The 17,299-nt window shown below is 66.7% G+C and carries 17 protein-coding genes; 5 read left to right on the top strand and 12 right to left on the bottom strand.

Features of this window, described 5'->3' with window-relative positions:
* Positions 1 to 18 precede the first annotated feature (18 nt).
* Positions 19 to 933 (top strand): A24 family peptidase, encoded by a 915-nt coding sequence (locus Q9293_RS15220; RefSeq protein ID WP_306248023.1) that lies wholly within the window; start codon positions 19 to 21, stop codon positions 931 to 933.
* Between the two features lie 9 nt (positions 934 to 942).
* Here the strand turns inward: Q9293_RS15220 and Q9293_RS15225 are convergent, their stop codons facing one another.
* The 6 genes from Q9293_RS15225 to tmk form a co-directional block, all read right to left on the bottom strand.
* Entirely contained in the window at positions 943 to 1,749 is an 807-nt protein-coding gene (locus Q9293_RS15225) for a dienelactone hydrolase family protein (protein WP_306248024.1), read from the bottom strand.
* A gap of 106 nt (positions 1,750 to 1,855) precedes the next feature.
* Complete coding sequence (locus Q9293_RS15230) at positions 1,856 to 2,362, bottom strand: GreA/GreB family elongation factor (RefSeq protein WP_306248026.1); 507 nt, start codon at positions 2,360 to 2,362, stop codon at positions 1,856 to 1,858.
* Positions 2,363 to 2,386: 24 nt separating this feature from the next.
* A complete protein-coding gene (gene mce, locus Q9293_RS15235; protein WP_306248028.1) occupies positions 2,387 to 2,812 on the bottom strand; it encodes a methylmalonyl-CoA epimerase in 426 nt (141 codons plus the stop codon).
* Between the two features lie 71 nt (positions 2,813 to 2,883).
* Entirely contained in the window at positions 2,884 to 3,126 is a 243-nt protein-coding gene (locus Q9293_RS15240) for a DUF2492 family protein (protein ID WP_306248030.1), read from the bottom strand.
* Positions 3,127 to 3,202: 76 nt separating this feature from the next.
* On the bottom strand, positions 3,203 to 4,213 hold the full coding sequence (locus Q9293_RS15245) for a hypothetical protein (protein ID WP_306248032.1): 1,011 nt from the start codon (positions 4,211 to 4,213) through the stop codon (positions 3,203 to 3,205).
* A complete protein-coding gene (tmk, locus tag Q9293_RS15250) occupies positions 4,213 to 4,878 on the bottom strand; it encodes a dTMP kinase (protein WP_306248034.1) in 666 nt (221 codons plus the stop codon). The genes Q9293_RS15245 and tmk overlap by 1 nt, the downstream gene beginning before the upstream one ends.
* Before the next feature lie 86 nt (positions 4,879 to 4,964).
* On the opposite strand from tmk, the gene Q9293_RS15255 reads away from it, so the two are divergent.
* Both Q9293_RS15255 and Q9293_RS15260 read left to right on the top strand, forming a co-directional pair.
* Positions 4,965 to 6,098, top strand: a complete 1,134-nt coding sequence (locus Q9293_RS15255) for a zinc-ribbon domain-containing protein (RefSeq protein ID WP_306248036.1) — start codon at positions 4,965 to 4,967, stop codon at positions 6,096 to 6,098.
* A gap of 1 nt (position 6,099) precedes the next feature.
* Positions 6,100 to 6,672, top strand: a complete 573-nt coding sequence (locus Q9293_RS15260; protein ID WP_306248037.1) for a hypothetical protein — start codon at positions 6,100 to 6,102, stop codon at positions 6,670 to 6,672.
* Between the two features lie 6 nt (positions 6,673 to 6,678).
* Here the strand turns inward: Q9293_RS15260 and rfaE1 are convergent, their stop codons facing one another.
* The 3 genes from rfaE1 to Q9293_RS15275 all read right to left on the bottom strand — a co-directional run bounded on the left by rfaE1 (position 6,679) and on the right by Q9293_RS15275 (position 10,261).
* Positions 6,679 to 7,683, bottom strand: coding sequence for a D-glycero-beta-D-manno-heptose-7-phosphate kinase (gene rfaE1 / locus Q9293_RS15265; protein ID WP_306248038.1), 1,005 nt, complete (start codon positions 7,681 to 7,683; stop codon positions 6,679 to 6,681).
* Positions 7,680 to 7,847, bottom strand: coding sequence for a Trm112 family protein (locus Q9293_RS15270; protein WP_306248039.1), 168 nt, complete (start codon positions 7,845 to 7,847; stop codon positions 7,680 to 7,682). The genes rfaE1 and Q9293_RS15270 overlap by 4 nt, the downstream gene beginning before the upstream one ends.
* A gap of 71 nt (positions 7,848 to 7,918) precedes the next feature.
* Positions 7,919 to 10,261 (bottom strand): GH92 family glycosyl hydrolase, encoded by a 2,343-nt coding sequence (locus Q9293_RS15275; protein WP_306248041.1) that lies wholly within the window; start codon positions 10,259 to 10,261, stop codon positions 7,919 to 7,921.
* 118 nt (positions 10,262 to 10,379) lie between these two features.
* Here Q9293_RS15275 and Q9293_RS15280 point away from each other — a divergent pair, with 118 nt between their 5' ends.
* Complete coding sequence (locus Q9293_RS15280) at positions 10,380 to 12,470, top strand: hypothetical protein (RefSeq protein WP_306248042.1); 2,091 nt, start codon at positions 10,380 to 10,382, stop codon at positions 12,468 to 12,470.
* A gap of 24 nt (positions 12,471 to 12,494) precedes the next feature.
* A complete protein-coding gene (locus Q9293_RS15285) occupies positions 12,495 to 13,904 on the top strand; it encodes a glycoside hydrolase family 125 protein (RefSeq protein ID WP_306248044.1) in 1,410 nt (469 codons plus the stop codon).
* A gap of 13 nt (positions 13,905 to 13,917) precedes the next feature.
* On the opposite strand, the gene Q9293_RS15290 is transcribed toward Q9293_RS15285, so the two are convergent.
* From Q9293_RS15290 to Q9293_RS15300, 3 genes are all read right to left on the bottom strand, one after another.
* Positions 13,918 to 14,826 (bottom strand): TorF family putative porin, encoded by a 909-nt coding sequence (locus Q9293_RS15290; protein ID WP_306248045.1) that lies wholly within the window; start codon positions 14,824 to 14,826, stop codon positions 13,918 to 13,920.
* Positions 14,827 to 14,971: 145 nt separating this feature from the next.
* Positions 14,972 to 15,325: a P-II family nitrogen regulator gene (locus Q9293_RS15295; protein WP_306248047.1), complete on the bottom strand. Its 354-nt coding sequence runs from the start codon at positions 15,323 to 15,325 to the stop codon at positions 14,972 to 14,974.
* Between the two features lie 36 nt (positions 15,326 to 15,361).
* A complete protein-coding gene (locus tag Q9293_RS15300) occupies positions 15,362 to 17,038 on the bottom strand; it encodes an ammonium transporter (protein WP_306248049.1) in 1,677 nt (558 codons plus the stop codon).
* Positions 17,039 to 17,299 lie beyond the last annotated feature (261 nt).

A 17,299-nucleotide genomic window follows, 5' to 3' on the forward strand; every position in this document is an offset into this window, starting at 1 on the left:
CCTCGCTATCGTGGTGCCATGGCCTTGTTCGACCTGCCCCCCTGGATGGTTTCTCTGCTGCTGGCCCCCTTCGGGCTGGTGCTGGGCTCTTTCGGCAATGTGTTGATCCACCGCCTGCCCCAAGAGGAACCCGCCGACCGCAACGTCATCACCAAGGCCAGCCACTGCCCCGGCTGCAAGGCGAAGATCAAGCCCTGGCACAATGTCCCGCTCTTTGGCTGGCTGTGGCTGCGGGGCAAATGCGCGGCCTGCGGCTGGAAGATCCCCTTCCGCTACCCCCTGGTGGAGCTGCTCACGGGGCTGCTCTTCGCGGCCTCCCCCTGGGTATTTCCCTTCGGTACGCTCATCTGGTTCAAGGGTCTCGTTTGCGGCTTCGCCCTCATCGTGCTGTTCTTCACGGATTTCACGGAAATGATGCTGCCGGATGTGCTCCAGTTCCCCCTGATGGTCCTGGGGGTGCTGCTGACCCTCCCGCAGATCTTCCGGCCCGAGGCCTTGGTAAACGTTTGGTCTGGCCAGAACACCCTCCTTCAAACCCTGACCTTCCACAACGGCCTGCAGCCCGCCCCGGCCTACCATGGCTTCGAGCCCGCGGTCACTTGGCAGGCCAGCCTCATCGGGATGACCGTGGGCTACGGCGTGCCGGCCCTCGTCAACCAGCTCTACAAGTGGATCCGCAAGGCCGACGGCCTGGGCATGGGCGATTTCAAGATGCTGGCCTGGCTGGGCGCCTTCTGGGGCTGGGCCCCCATGCTGGGCATCCTCTTCGTCGGAGCGGCCCTGGGCGCCGCCGTGGGTGTCCCCCTCATGCTGCTGCGCCGCTCCAACGGCCAGACCATGCTGCCCTTCGGCTGCTTCCTGGCGGTGGCCACCCCGGTGATCGTCTTCTTCGGCCGGGCCCTGTGGCTGGGCTACCTGGGCTGGATGGCCTGAGGCGTTCGTTCAGGGCCGCTTCTGCGCGAAGAGCCACTGGATGAAGGCAGCGGAACCATAGGTCGCATCCCAGGCGTTGTGGCCAACGCCCGGGTACTCCGTGTACTGCACCGGAGCGCCAATGGCCCGCAACGCCTCGGCCGCTTCCCGCGAGGCACCGACCGGCACAAGGGGATCCTGGTCGCCGTGGAAGATCCAGACCGGCGTCTTGGCCAACCGCAGCGCCATGGTGGGCAAGGCCGTGCCTTGGTCGAAGGGCACCGCCGGGGCCCCCAGGGGCGAACCCGGGCGGCCCTTGATCCAGCCGCAGATGGGCGCCACCGCCGCAAACCGCTTGGTTTCCCGGTAGGCGAGGTGCCAGGTGCCATGGCCCCCCATGGACATCCCCGTAAGGTAAATGCGGTTGGGATCGCCGCGGTACTCACCGAGGGTTTTGTCGAGAGCGGCCAGGGCCAGATCCGCCTCCGCCCCCACCCACTGGGTGTCCGGGCGGGCCTGGGGAAACACCACGATGGCGGGAAAGCGGGCGGGGTTCTTCCGGATGGCCGGTCCTAAGCCCACAGCGCTCTGCTCACGACCATCCTCCCCGCGCTCTCCGGCCCCATGGAGGAAGAGGATCACGGGCCAGGCCTTGTCCGCCGAATAATCGGCGGGCACGTAGATCTGGTAGCGACGCTCACGGCCCTCGGCAGTGATGGTGCGGTCGAGGAATCCCGTCTGCACAGGTTGGGCCTGGAGTGCGCCCACTCCCAGCGTCATGCCCAGCGTCAGGCCCAGCGCTGGGCTCAGCCATCGGGTTGCAATCAGGTGGCGCATGGAGGTCCTCCGAAGGGCCGGGTGCCGTGGCCTACAAGGGTATCGGATCTCCCGGGAAAACCGCGTTGCCGTGGGCCGCTGCCAGCCAACGCGGCGAGGCAGCCGGTCACTCCGCCGGGCCGGGCCGAATGCCGATCACCTCCAGCCGCTTCTGGCCGGCTGGCCTCCGCCACACCACCTCGTCGCCAACCTCGGCGTGCCGGAGGGCCTCTGCCAGGGGCGAGACCCAGCTGATCTTCCCCAGCGCGGGGGCGGCCTCATCCTCACCCACGATGCAGTAGGTCTCAATCCGGCCCGCCTCGTCCTGGACCACCACGATCATCCCAAAGCCGACCCGCTCGGGCGACTGGGCAGCGGGCTCCACCCGGATGGCCCGCTGGAGCCGCCCCTCCACCCAGCGCAGGTCCCGCTGCACCGTCGCCAACGCCTGCGGATCGGCGAGCTTCCCATCCTCGCGCAGGCGGTCGCGGCGAGCGGAAAGGTCCGCGGCCAGCAGCTCCAGCTGCCTGAGCCCAGTCGGCGTCACATAGTTCGGGTGGGGACTCTGCGGGCGTTCAGGCACCTCTTCCGGTCGCCCCGCGTCGTCCGGATCCTTCATGAAGGCCCGGTTCAACAGGGGCTCCCGGGCCGGTGGGCTTCACCCATGGGCAGGCGTGGTCCCGGATCCCTGACTCAGTTCCATCAGCACACCACCGGTTTCCGCTGGGTGGATGAAGGCCACGCGGCAGCCATGGGCGCCGCTCCTCGGGGCCTGGTCGATCATGCGCACCCCCTTGGCCAGCAAGCCCGCCACGGCGGTGTCGATGTCATCCACCTCGAAGCAGACATGGTGGATGCCGGGGCCGCGCTTCGCGAGGAACTTGCCCACGGGGCCTTCAGGGTCCGTGCTCTCCAGGTATTCCAAGGTGCTTTCGCCCACGGGGAAGAAGGCCGTCTTCACCTTTTGCTCGGGCACGTCTTCGGTGTGATCGGGGGCCATGTCGAAGAGCTTCGCCATGCGGGCCATGGCCTCGTCGAGGCCGCTGGCGGCGATGCCCAGGTGGTTGATGCGCAGCAGTTTCATCTCATCAGTCTAGGCCATCGGCCGACCCCTGCGCAGACCCTGCTCACTGGCCGGGCTCAATGCTGGCAGCCTCAGTGCTGACAGGCCGGAGCCATGCCCAGGCTCACCGTGCCATCCGCCACGCGGACTTTGCCCTTGCTGCCCAGGAAGGCGATGACGCCATCGAAGTCGAAGCTGTCGCCGTGGCAGTTGCAGTAGATGGCCGCAGGGCCATGGGCGGCGACCGACAGGGTCCGCAGCTCATCCAAGGCGCAGGTCCCACCCTTCTCCACCAGCAGGCTCAGCAGGTCGTGGCCGTAGAGAGGTTCAGACATGGTGATCTCCGGTTTAGGAGTCAAAACTCCTGAACCCATTCTAGCCCGGGGCCCAGGCCCCGATGGGTGATGGCCGTCACGATCCGAGGGCCAGAGCCACTTCCCGCAGCAGCGGCTCGGGGCTGAGGTTTCTCGGCAGGTGCCGCAGGGCCTGCAGCACCGCTTCCTGCGGCGCCTTCAGATCCCGGCCGGGCGTGGCCAAGGGCGTCAGCTCCTCGCGCCAGGGCGCCAGGGCTGGGCTTTCGCCCGCCCGCAGCCGAGCCAGGTCCGCCAGCAGGCGCAGCAGCAGCTCCAGGGGCTGGCGCAACTGCTCGCCCTGGGCCAGGGGGGAATCCTTTTCAGGCAGCAGAGGCTCGGCCCACTCAGCAAAGGGACGGCCGCTCAGCAGGGCGATCCAGGCCTCCACCTGGGCTTCAGCGCGACGGAAGGCAGCTTCGTCGAGAAAGCGCAGGCTGCCCTCACCCAGGGCGGTCCAGCGGTCATGATCCTCGTCCTGCCAGCCCTGCCGCTGGGCCACGGCCCAGGCTTCCCGAGGGGCCAGGGGCGCGAAGGGGATGCGCTCACAGCGGCTGCGGATGGTCTGCAGCAGGGCTTCGGGCCGGTGGGTGACCAGGATGAAGTGGGTGTCCGCCGGGGGCTCCTCCAGCGTCTTCAGCAGGATGTTGCCGCTGGATTCGTTGAGCCGGTGGGCTTCCTCCACCAGGATCCAGCGGTGGCAGCCCAAAGCCGGCGCCAGGGCCGCCCACTCGATGACACCTCGGCTGAAGCGCGGCTGGTTGTTGGAATCGAGCCCTTCGCGGATCTGATCGATGCGGATGACGCCGGCCTTGCCCTCCGGCGTGATGCGCAGCAGGTTCGGCAACTCGAAGGGCAGATCCTCCCCCGTGAACAACCGGCAGCCTTCGCATTGCCCGCAGGCGCTGCGTCGCAGGCAGATCTCCCGCTGGGCCAGCTCCAGCGCCACGCGGCGCTTGCCGATGCCCTCGGGCCCCGTGAACAGCAGGGAACCGCGGATGCGGCCGCCGTTCAGGCGATCCAGCAGGCGCTCACGGATGGCCTGGTGGCCCGCGATGTCGGGTGAGTACATCAGTCGACCCCGAAGCCAGCGCTGCGCAGGAGCGGCGCCACCCGCTGCCAGATGACGGCTTCCACCTGGTCCACGGGATCCCGGGCGGGGATGAGGGCCACGCGGTTGGGGTGGTTCTGGGCGATGGCCAGGAAGCGGTTGCGCACCCGCCGGTGGAATTCCAGCTCGGCTTCATCAAAGCGCGTTTCCGCGAATTCGGCGCCCAGGGCCAGGTTGCGCACTTCCACGCGCTGCAGCGAGGCCTCGGGATCCATGTCCAGCATCACGGTGAGGTGGGGCCGCAGGCCGCGCAGCACCAGCTCATTGAGGCGATCCATGGAGGATTCAGCCACGCCGCTGGCGCCCTGGTAGGCCCGGGTGGAATCCTCAAAGCGATCCACCAGAACGATTTTCCCTTCTGCCAGGGCCGGCCGGATGGTGGTTTCAAGATGCTGGGCGCGGTCCGCGTAGAAAAGCAGCAGTTCCGCCTCGGGACACCAGGTTTCGCCGCTGGCGTGGCGCTCCAACAGCAGGCGTCGCAGTTCGCGGCCCAGTGCGGTGCCGCCGGGCTCTTTCGACACCACCACGGGCAGTTCCAAATGCCGCAAGCGCTCGGAGAGACGAAGCAACTGGGTGGACTTGCCCGACCCCTCCACGCCCTCGATGGTGATGAACACGCCCTGCACGGAACCTCCCTGGGTTTGAGGATACCCGGCCCGGAGGACAGACCCCGGGCACAGTGCTATCCTGCTCGAAACACCAGGAGTTCCAGGTGGCCGAAGCGATCCATTGCCCGAGCTGCACCACGCGCTACCGCCTCAGCCCCGAGCGGCTGAAGCCGGTCATCCGCCGTGCCAAATGCTTCCAGTGCGGGGGCGTGTTCCCGGTCGGAGATGTCGTGCAGCGGCTGCTGGCGCCTGCGTCCCAGTCCGTTCCCCAGCCCGCGCCTCTGCACAGCGGCACGGCGGGTTTCACCTTGGATGATGTGGCCGCGGCCCACGCCTATGTGCCGGAACCCAGCCCACAGCCCCAGCTTCAGCCCGACCCCGACAAGGTGCCCACCCTGGAGTTGAGTGACCTGGATGTGGCCGATGCCGAGATCCTCGAAAAAACCCTCGTGGAGTCGCCCGGAACCTTGCCCGAGACCAAGGCCGGGGTGGCCGGAGGCCCCATTCCCTTCCCCCCGGAAATCACGGAGACCACCCTCTCCGGCTATACCTCCGCCCGGGATGCCATCGAGAAGCTCTTCGGCAATGTGCCCGCTGCCGCCTCCGCCCTGAAGGTGAATCGGGAACCCGGCACCATGGACATGGAAGCCACCATGTCCGCCCTGGACACCACCCTGGGCGCACCCACACCCCCCTCGGCCCGTGGCGCCGAATCCCCGGGTGATGGCCCCACCGCCTCAGGCCTGACGGAAGAAGATCTGGCCGGGCCGTCCAGTTCCACCATGCGCCTCTCCCAGGAAGACCTCCAGGCCATCGTGGACGCCGCTCCGCCCGCCACGGCCAAGCCAGCTGAACCCACTGTGGCGTTGCGGGCTTCGGACCTTCTTGCCGCCAAGGGATCTCCCGCCGGGACGCAGGCCCCCACCTTCGCCCCCCTCAACGAATCCCAGGAGACCGGCGCGGAGCTGCTGCGCCTCAAGATCGGCGAGGACATCTACGGCGGCCTCACCATGCCCCAGATCATCGCCTGGGTGGAGGAGGGCCGCATCCTCGAGAACCACCTTGTGGCCCGGCAGCAGAGCGAGAACTGGCTGGAAGCCCACAAGGTGCCCGGCCTGCGGCCCGTCTTCGAGCGGCTCCGCCGGGAACGCAGCGGCGGCGCGCCCAGCCTGAACCCCGGCATCGGCGAGATCGCCCCCAAGAAGAGCCTCTTCGGCGGCCTGTTCGGAAAGAACTGACATGCAGACCCTCCTTCTCGCGGCCCTCCTCGGTCTCCCCCAGGAACCGCCCATGCAGATCCCGCCGCCGCCCCAGGAGGCCCCGGCCCCCAAGGAGGAGAAGGCAGCACCCAGCGCGCCCCAGACCGCAGGGCCTGCACCGGCCAAGCCCGCCGCGCCGGTGGCCCAGGCCCCGGCCAGCAACGCCCCGCTCTCCTACTTCTCTGAGAGCTACAGCTACGCCTGGGATCGCATCATCCCGCTCTCCATCAATCTGGACGGCCTCAAGGTCAGCAAGATCTTCTTCAACAAGCGGGTGGTCGAGCCAGGCTTCTTCAACATCCTCAAGGGCGCCGAGTTCGGCACCCGGGCCCAGGTGGAAGTCACGAACACCGGCCGCTACCCCAAGATTCCCGGCTTTGCCGTGGCCGTGGTGGACAAGGAGGGCCGCCTGCTGGGAGTGGCCTCCGGCGGCACCAAGGTCGGCACCGTCAAGCCCGGCGAGACTGAGACCTTCGATCTGAACTTCAGCCAGGTCAAAGAACGCCTCGCCTCCGGCGACAAGTTCTACCTGGCCATCGAACTGCGGAACTGAGCGGCCCTAATTCGCTTCCTGCTCGCGGTAATGCTCCAGCAATTCGGCAGGGGTGACGGTGGCGGTGCCGACCTTGGCCACCACCACGCCTGCGGCGGCATTGGCCAGCATGGCGGCCTCGCGCCAGTCGGCGCCAGCGGCGATGGCGGCACTGAAAGCGGCGATGACGGTATCCCCGGCACCGCTCACATCGAAGACTTCGCGGGCCTCCGTGGGGATCATCCAGGGCGCGGCGTGCTCGGCATCGGGCGAGAAGAGCGCCATGCCCCGCTCACTGCGGGTGACCAGCAGGCCCCTGAGTTCCAGCTCCGCCATGAGGGCACGTCCCGCGACGGTCACCTCCATGTCAGAGCGGGCAGGTCGCGCCGTCAGCTCCGAGGTTTCCTTGGTGTTGGGCGTCATCAGGGTGGCCCCACGGTAGAGGGCCTTGTTTCCGGGTTTGGGATCCACGATCCAGGGCAGGTTCCGCTCGGCGCAGAGTGAGCGGACCGCTTCCATCACGGGTGCGTTGACGGCGCCCTTGTTGTAGTCCGAAACGATGAGTGCCGAGGCTGAAGCCAGGGCCCGCTCCAGGCGGTCCTTCAGGCCCAGCAGCACTGCGGCCTCAGGCATGCCCGGATCCTCGCGGTCAATGCGCAGCATCTGCTGCTGCTGGCCGATGACGCGGGTCTTGATGATGGTGGGGCGGGAGGCATCCAGCACCAGGCCCGAGATGGAGATGCCCAAGTCGGTCAACAGGCCCAACAAACGGTCCCCGGCCACATCCTTCTGCAGGGTGCCGATCAAGAGGGGCTCGGTGCCCAGGGCTTTGAGGTTGGCCGCCACGTTCGCGGCGCCGCCCAGAACAGAGCGCTCCTTCAGCACCCGCACGATGGGCACCGGCGCCTCGGGGGAAATGCGGTTCACCTCGCCGAAGAGGTACTCATCCAGCATCACATCGCCCAGCACGGCCACCTTGCGGCCTTCCATGCGCTGGAGCAGGGTTTCGGCCTGGCTCCGGTCGAGTCTCACAAGGCCACCTTCTTGGCAGAGTCGATCAGCATCACGGGGATGCCGTCCTCGATGGGATAAAGCAACCCACAGCTCTGGCAGTGCAGTCCCTCGGCCCGCTCCAGCAGGTCACCGTGGCAGGCCGGACAGCAGAGGATCTCGAGGAGGCGGGGATCGAGCGGCATGGGGCTAGCTTAGCGGAAATGAGGGGATTCACCACGGAGGCACGGAGCCCACGGAGGTGGCGCGGAAGGTTTCAGGGGCGCTGTGCCATGGGCAGGGCATAGGGCCTTGCCGCGGGAGCCGTGCCCCAGGCTTTGTTGGGCTTCGGGCCCATGTGGTAGACGATCTCACCGCCCTTCACCAGGTCCTCATGGCGGAAGTAGGCCTTGTCCCAGGGGCGGCCGTTCAGGGTGATGCCTTGCACGTAGGTGTTTTTCGCGTCCAGCTTGGGCGCACGCAGCACCAGGCGGCGGCCATCCTCGAAGGCAATGGCCATCTCGCGGCTGGCGGGAGCGCCGATCACGTACTCGTTGCTGCCGGGGGCCACGGGGTAGAACCCCAGGGCACCGAAGAGGTACCAGGCCGACATCTGACCCACATCGTCGTTCCCGCAGAGGCCATCGGGGCGGTTCTGGTACATCTGCTCCAGAATGGCCCGCACCTTCTCCTGGGTTTTCCAGGGCTGGCCCGCCCACACATACAGGTAGGGCACGTGGTGACTGGGCTCGTTGCCGTGGGCATAGTTGCCCATCATGGATTCGCGGCCAAGGTCCTCCGTTTCCGCGAAGAACTTGTCGTCCAGGTGCATGGTGAACAGCTCATCCAGGTGCTTGGCGAAGGCTTCGCCACCGCCGGATTGCGCCACCAGCCAGGCCGCGTCATGGGGCATGTAGAGGCTGTAGTTCCAGGCATTCCCTTCGATGTAGCCCTGGTCGTGGGTCTGCATGGGATCGAAGGGTTCACGCCACTGCCCGTCGCGGCGGCGGGCCCGCATGAAGCCCGTCTTCGGATCCCAGAGGTTCCGGCTGGAGAAGGCCCGCTTCGTGAAGGCGGCCTCGTCCTCCTTGCGGCCCAGGTCACGGGCCATCTGCGCGATGGCCCAGTCATCGTAGGCGTACTCCAGCGTCTTGGAGGCGCTGGAGCTGTGGCCGTCATCGGGCACCCACCCCAGCTTCATGTAGTCGCCCAGGCCGTCATAACCCAACGCGGTGGCCGTGGCTTTCATGGCCTCGAAGGCCCGGTTGCCGTCAAAGCCGCGGATGCCCTTCAGCCAGGCGTCGGCGATGACGCTCACAGCGTGGTAACCGATCATGCACCAGTTCTCCTGCCCGTGATGGCTCCAGATGGGCAGCATCTTCCAGGGGGATTGGTCGTAGTGGGCGAGCATGGACTGCACCATGTCCCCGGCCCGCTTGGGCTCGATGAGCGTGTAGAGCGGGTGCAGGGCCCGGTGGGTGTCCCAGAGGCTGAAGACCGTGTGATTGGTGAACCCCTTGGCCTCATCGATCAGCCCATCGACGCCGCGGTAGTGGCCATCCACATCCTGGAATTCCACGGGCCCCAACAGGCTGTGGTAGAAGGCGGTGTAGAAGCTCCGGCGCTGGCTTTCCGTTCCGGCGAAATCGATGCGGGCGAGTTCCCGCTCCCAGGCATCAGCCGCCTCATGACGCACCCGGTCAAAGTCCCAGTGGGGAGTTTCGGCCCGCAAGTTGGCCAGGGCGCCCGCCTCGCTCACGGCGGAGAGGGCCACCTTCACCTGGATGGCCTCGCCCGCCTCGGTGTCGAAGTCGAAGTGGAGCTTCAGTGCCTTCCCAGCCATCTCCGGAAAGTTCGACGTCTGGTCCCACTTCCGCCAGAAGCCCTGGTAGACCGAGCGGGGCTCCTGATTCTGCTGGCCGTAGGCCTTGAAGGGCTTGCTGAAGGCCATGGCGAAGTAGAGGTGGCGATCCCGCGCCCAGCCCCGCACATGGCGGTACCCCGTGACCAGATCCGGCCCCTGCACCTGCACGCGGGACCAGAGCACCTTGCCTTCGTAGTTGTAGATGGCATGCACCAGGTCCAGCACGATGCGGCTGTCGGCGCTCTTGGGGAAGGTGTAGCGGTGGAAGCCCACACGGCTGGTGGCGGTGAGCTCGGCCTTCACGCCGGGGTCCGTCAGCTCCACGCCGTAGTAGCCAGGCTTGGCCACTTCGCCGCGGTAGCGGGAGCGGTACCCGCTGCCTGGCTGCTCCACAGTGCCGGGATCCAGCTTCAAGGCGCCCACGGTGGGCATCACCAGCAGGTCGCCCAGATCCGAGTGCCCCGTGCCATGCAAGTGGGTGTGGCTGAAGCCCACGATGGTCGGGTCACCGAACTGGTAACCCGCGCAGTAGCGATAGACATCCTTGTTGTAGGTCTTGCCATCCAGGGAGTAGGTGGCCGTATCGGTGTCGGGGCTCAGCTGCACGAAGCCGAAGGGAACAGTGGCACCCGGGTAGGCGTGGCCCATGCCCTGGGTGCCGATGAAGGGATCCACACTATCTACGCGTCGCGGGCCCTGGGCCAGGAGGGCCGTGGCCCCGAGGCACAGCATCGAAGTGAAGAGCAGAGGCTTCATGTCGGATCCTTGCGAGGTTGGGGCGTCCCCCAACTGTACCGGATGAAACGGTCAGTTTTCTCCAGCGAGGCGTTCTCGACCACCCGGTAAACTGGAATACCCGTCAACGAGGAAGCCCATGAGACCCATCGGAACCGCCGCCCTTCTCATCGCCGCCCTGGCCAGCCCCATGGCGGGCGCCCAGGCCACCGCCCCGGCCGGCGCGGTCCAGTCGGGCCTGGATGCAGCCTCCGCGGCCCTGACCCGGGACCTGCTGGCCCAGCACGGGGAGGGCCAGCGCGCGCGCATCGAACGCGGCGTGAGGCAGGCCCGGGCTTTCTGGCGGGCGGAAGATGGCGATGACAAGGCCTTTGCGGCCTTCGCGCGAGCCCAGTTCGCCGGGGATCCGAAGGCCCTGGATGCCCTGTTCGGCCGCCTGGAATTCGTGCTGGAAAGCTATTTCGGCCACGCCCTGGAAGTGGGCCGCGACTTCAAGTGGCACACGGAGCTGGACCTGGGCCCCGTGCTGCCCGTGGATGAGATTCTCTCAGGCTTCGACCCTGGCGCCCACTTCATCGACGATGCCTTCGCCAACAAGCTGGCCTTCGTGGTGCTGCTGAACTTCCCCCTCTCGAACCTGGAGGAGCGCCTGAAGGGGGGCGACACCTGGACCCGCCGCCAGTGGGCCGAGGCCCGGCTGACGGATCTGTTCGCCCGCCGGGTGCCCGCGGAGGTGAACCAGGCGGCTGCCGAAGCCAGCGGCCAGGCCGAGCGCTACATCGCCTCCTACAACATCTGGATGCACCACCTGGTTGACGCCAAGGGCCAGCGCCTCTTCGAGCCCAAGAAGCGGCTGCTGACCCACTGGAACCTGCGCGACGAGCTGAAGAGCCGCTATGCCCAGGGACCTGCGGGCCTCGCACACCAGCGCAGCATCCAGAAGGTGATGGAGCGCATCGTCACCCAGACCATCCCCGCCGATGTCATCGACAATCCCACGGTGGATTGGAACCCCTACACCAACGAGGTCAGGCCAGCCGCGGTGAGCGACAGCGACCGCAAGGCCCCCGCGGGCTTCAAGCCCACCGCCGCCCCCGAACCTGACACCCGCTACAAGGTGCTGCTGGACTGCTTCCTGGCCATGAAGAAGGCCGATCCCTACAGCCCCACGGCCCCCACCCACATTGCCCGCAGCTACGAGGAGGGCCGCCAGCTGCCCGAGGCGCGCGTGAAGCAGATGCTGGAGACGGTCTGCTCCAGCCCGCTCCTGAAGCAGGTGGCCCAGGTCATGGAGCACCGGCTCGGCCGCAAGCTCGAGCCCTTCGACATCTGGTACAACGGCTTCCGCCCGGGCGCGAACCTGGACGAAGCCAAGCTTGATGCCATCCTGAAGGCCAAGTACCCCACCGCCGCCGCCTACAAGGCCGACATGCCCAACCTGCTCAAGGGCCTCGGCTTCAGCCCCGAGCGGGCCGCCTGGCTGGCCAGCCGCATCGAGGTCGATCCAGCCCGCGGTTCGGGCCACGCCATGGGCGCCCAGCGCCGCGCGGACAACGCCCACCTGCGCACCCGCGTGGGCGCCGACGGCATGGACTACAAGGGTTTCAACATCGCCGTCCACGAGATGGGCCACAACGTCGAGCAGACCTTCTCGCTCGTGAACGTGGACCACTGGCTGCTGAACGGCGTGCCCAACACCGCCTTCACCGAGGCCCTGGCCTTCGTGTTCCAGGCCCAGGACCTCAAGCTGCTGGGCCAGCCCGCACCCGATGCCAAGGCCCTGGCCGAGAAGACCCTCAACGACTTCTGGGCCACCTACGAGATCGCGGGCGTGGGCCTGGTGGACACCGCCGTGTGGCACTGGATGTACGAACATCCCAGCGCCACACCCGGCCAGCTGAAAGAGGCCGTGCTGGCCATCTCGAAGGAGGTCTGGAACCGCTACTACGCACCGGTGCTGGGTCAGAAGGATTGCGTGCTGCTTGGCATCTACAGCCACATGATCAGCAGCTTCCTCTACCTGCCGGACTACCCCATCGGCCACATGATCGCCTTCCAGATCGAGCACGAGATCGAGAAGACCGGCAAGCTCGGCGAGACCTTTGAGCGCATGGCCACCCAGGGCCGCCTGACGCCGGACCTCTGGATGAGGAAGGCCACCGGACGTCCCGTGGGGCCCGAGGCCTTGCTGGAGGCGACGGAAAAGGCCCTGAAAGTGATTGGCAAGTAGGAATTCCAGACTTAGGAGATGCCCATGCTCACAGGCCGTCCCCGCAGCGCTCTCACCACCGGGTTGCTCGCAGCCCTTGTTGCCATGAGCCCTGCGGTCCGGGCGGCGTCCGGGCCCCAGGGGCGCCCGGACGCCGCGGCACGCCGATTCAGCAGCGAGGCCGTGGAAGCCACCATCCGGGAGGTGACCTCCGCCTGCAACCCAGAGCTCGCACGCCTCTTCGAAAACTGCTTTCCGAACACGCTGGACACCACGGTCACCCACCGCCTGAAGGCCGGGGGGCCCGACACGTTCATCATCACGGGGGACATCCCGGCCATGTGGCTGCGGGACAGTACCGCACAGGTCTGGCCTTACCTCAGCCTGGCTCCCAAGGATCCCAAACTGAAAGCCATTATGGCCGGGCTCATCCATCGCCAGACCGCCTGCATCCGCCTCGATCCCTATGCCAATGCCTTCAACGACGGCCCAGGTGAAAGCCCCTGGGCCAAGGACCACACGGCCATGAAGCCTGAGCTGCATGAGCGCAAGTGGGAGGTGGACAGCCTCTGCTGGCCCATTCGACTGGCCCATGGCTATGTGAAGACCACCGGCGACACCTCGGTGATCGATGACGCCTGGAAGGAAGCCATGGGCCTGGTCCTGAAGACCTTCCGCGAGCAGCAGCGCAAGGTCGGACCGGGGCCCTACCGCTTCACCCGCACCACCTCCTGGCAGCACGACACCCAGGCCCAAGGCGGCTGGGGCAACCCGTGGAAACCCTGCGGCCTCATCGCCAGCGCCTTCAGGCCTTCGGATGATGCCACGGTGTTCCTGTTCCTGGTCCCGTCCAACCACTTCGCCGTGGTGAGCCTGCGCCAGATGGCCGACCTCGCGGAGGGGCCGGGCCATGATCCGGCCTTGGCCCAATCAGCCCGGGCCCTGGCCGATGAAGTCGCCGCCGCCCTGCAGCAGCATGCGCTGGTGCAACACCCCAAGTACGGCCGCATCTGGGCCTTCGAGGTCGATGGCTTCGGCAATGCCCTGATGATGGACGATTCCAACGCACCCAGCCTGCTCACCCTGCCCTACCTCGGCGCCTGCCGCCTGGATGATCCCATCTACCAGGCCACGCGCCGGTTCGTGCTGAGCGAAGACAACCCGTATTTCGCCAAGGGCAAGGTCGCGGCTGGCATCAGCAGCCCCCACGCCGAGAGCTTCCGGATCTGGCACCTGGCTCTCATCGCCCAGGCCCTCACGGCCCAGAGCGATGCGGAGCTGAGCGCCTGCCTGCGCACCCTGCAGGGCACGCACGCGGGCACCTACTTCATGCACGAGGCCTTTCACAAGGACGATGCCAGGGACTTCACACGTCCCTGGTTCGCCTGGGCCAACTCCTTTTTTGGGGAGTTGATCCTGCAGACCTACCGCACAAAACCCCACCTGCTGAAGTGAGGCGGGGCGCCAACTAGAAGGCTTTGGCCAGGGTGAAGGTCAGCCGGCTGCCACCGATGTTGCGGCCCATGACGTTGAGGTAGACCGGGGTCTGGCCATCAGCCGCCGCGTCCTTGCCGTTGGCACCAGTGGCCGCCAGCGTGAAGGTGTAGCCGCTGATCTCCTTGGCCACGCCCACCCGATAATCGGTGTAACTGAACACCGAGTTGTCGTCGAACTTCCGGGTTCCCGCGTAGAAGAGGGCGTTGTCGTTGGCCGCATAGGTGGTGCGCCCGCCGTGGGCCAGCAGGGTGAAGCCGCTGTCGCCGAGGGGGATGGCCAGGGACAGGTCCACATAGGTGGTGCCCTTGGCGTTGGCCGTGCCGAAGGTGGTCGCGCTGAGGACCTGCGAGCACTTCAGGCTGGCCCAGCTGTACGTGAGGCCCAGGTAGGCCTCGGTGGTGGCTGGATTCCGGAACAGGCCCAGGTTGTTGTAGGTGCCTGGGTAGAGGTAGCGGTAGAGGCCCACATCCAGCGTCCAGTCCTTGGCGAAGCCCCACTTGTAGCCACCGAAGAGATCCAGTTCCACACTGGCGGAGTTGGTCTTGTCCGGGAAGTACGGCGCGCCTCCGGGGCCGGGGGCGCCCAGGGACACCGGGGCATTCACGTAGCCCGAGTTCTGGTCGGTGTACCACGAAATGTTGCTCAGGCTGGTGCTGAGGTAGAACCCCGAAGGATGCACCAAGTCCAGCTCGCCCTGGATGGTGGGCTTGCCATCGGTCTGCGTCAGGCCACGGAAGATGTACTGGGAGCCGATGGTCGCGGAGCCGCTCACCGCAAAGCCCAGGAGGGTCGGCGGCGCGGGGGGCGCGGCCGCAGGACTCTGGGCGGCCAGGTTCACGGACAGGACTCCGAGGATCGGCAGGAGGTTGAGCAGGCGCATGACGAACTCCGGAATAGGGTGCACGACGGTTCTAGGACAGCGGACTCGCACCATTTTCGGGAGCTGCGGGCAGACTTCCGTCACATTCCCTGAGTCCGGGCCTCTTTTTGACGCAATGGCGCCTTGTCGTTGCAGAACCGGTGGCTCATGGCCCGATGGCGGCACTGCCGGTTTCGCCCGTCCGCACCCGGAAGCAGTCCTCCAGGTTCAGGACGAAAACCTTGCCGTCGCCCAGGTGGCTGGGCTCTGACTTGGCCGCGGCCATGATGGCCTCCACCGCGGGTTTGACGAACTCCTCATTCACGGCGATCTCAAGCTTGACCTTGGGCAGCAGGCGGACCAGCCCGATCTTGTTGCCCCGGAACTGCTCGGCAAACCCCTTCTGGGTGCCGCAGCCGCGGACATCGGACACCGTCATGAGGTAGATGTCCTTGGCTACCAGGGCAGCCTGCACAGCCTCGAATTTATCGGGGCGGATGATGGCGATGATCATTTTCATGGATGGCTCCTCAGCTCAGGCACAGGGGGATTCTGCTCACTCTTCCGCATGGGCATGCACCCGGATGGGGGCTCCCGCCGGCGAAGCCAGCGCCGAAATCACATATTCGGGATAGGCAGAGATGCCGTGTTCGTGCAGGTCCAGACCGTCATGCTCACCTTCCTCGGAGAGCCGCAGGAGCCCCTTGGCATCGATGGCAACCATGACAGCGAAGGACACAGCCAGGGTGGCCCCAGTGACAATGCCGCTGCCGATGGCCTGGGCGATCAGCACCTTGGCGCCGCCACCATAGAACAGGCCCGTGAGCTTGGCGGAGAGGTCAGGTGCGATGGGATCACTGCCCGCCGCGGCATACTGCCCGCTGGCGAAGAGGCCCAGGGCCAGGGTGCCCCAGATGCCGTTGACCATATGCACGGGCACGGCGCCGATGGGATCGTCGATGCGCAGGTACTCCATCAGGTCCACCGCGAGGATCACGAGCACCCCTGCGATGGCCCCGATCACCACAGAACCCAAAGGGCTCACCCAGTAGCAGGGCGCCGTGATGGCCACCAGGCCCGCGAGGAAGCCATTGGTGATGGCACCCGGATCCCATTTGTCCGTGCGGAAGTAGATGTAGAACACGGCGGTGAGCCCGGCGGCACAGGCCGCGAGCGTGGTGTTGGCGGCCACCCGGCCGATCCCCTCGAAATCCATGGCCGACAGGGTGCTGCCGGGGTTGAAGCCGTACCATCCAAACCAGAGCAGCAGGCCGCCGCACACGGCGATGGTGAGGTCGTGGGGCGTCATGGGGCCGCCGCCATCCCGCTTGAACTTGCGGCCCAGGCGCGGGCCAAGCACCACTGAACCCGCCAGCGCCACGGCGCCGCCGATGGTGTGGACGACGGTGGAGCCAGCGAAGTCATGGAAGTTCATGCCAAGCGAGGGAAGGAACTTGCCCGCACTGCCCATGGTGGCCAGGAAGCCGTCGGGGCCCCAGGCCCAGTGGCCGATGATGGGGTAGATGAAGCCGGATACGGCGAAACTGTAGAGGATGTCGCCTATGAAATCCGTGCGGCCGATCATGGCCCCAGAGGTGATGGTCGAACAGGTGTCGGCAAAGGCGAACTGGAAGAGCCAGTGGGCCATCAGGGCCACGCCCGTGGTGCCATAGGTCACCGGTGCGCCCTTCAGGAAGAACCAGTGGTACCCGATGAAGCCGTTGCCTTCACTGAACATGAACGCATAACCGAAGGCCCAGAACAGAATGCCGCAGAGGCACGTGTCGAAGACGCACTCCACCAGCACGTTCACTGTTTCGCGGGAGCGGCAGAAACCCGCTTCCAGCATGACGAAGCCCGCCTGCATGGCGAACACGAGGAAGGCCGCCACCAGCGTCCACAGCGTGTTGAGCGGGTTGATGATGTCCTTGGCGACCACCGCTGGAGGCGGAGGAGCAGGGGCTGGTGCTGGGGCCTGGGCGGTCAAAGAAGGAGCGGCCGAGACAACACCGGGCGCTGGGGCTGTGGCCGGAGTATCAGCCCGGGCGGAGGTGCCGGTCAGGACCATCGGAATGAGGATCATCATCCCGATCACCACGATCAGGCCCAGCAGTTTGCCGGAGGCCAAGGTGAAGCCGTAGCGCCGCCATTCAGGGTCCCTCAGCCGCTGGTTCAACCGGGCGACTTTCGCTTGAAGGGAGAGCCGTCCTTCAGGGGGGGTGGTTCGTGCCATCTCGGGCTCCTTGAATGCAGGGGTCGATGCTTCGTGCGCTTCGTCCGTCCGTAGGAAGTAAGGGGCGGGCCACCGGCGGGGTTCGCCGGTTCAGTGGGCGTTTTCCCGCATGGTTGGCGGTGGATGGGATCGGCGTGGCCTGCGCCGTGGGAATCCGGTGAAGGCAGGTCACGCTCTGGTTTGCTCCGATCCCATCCCCCAGATCCAGGGGCCGACCATCGGTCCCCATGCCCTGAATCCAGAGCAGGGACCGTGCCTAGG

Source organism: Geothrix sp. PMB-07, from assembly GCF_030758935.1.
In the GTDB taxonomy this organism is placed as follows: Bacteria; Acidobacteriota; Holophagae; order Holophagales; family Holophagaceae; genus Geothrix.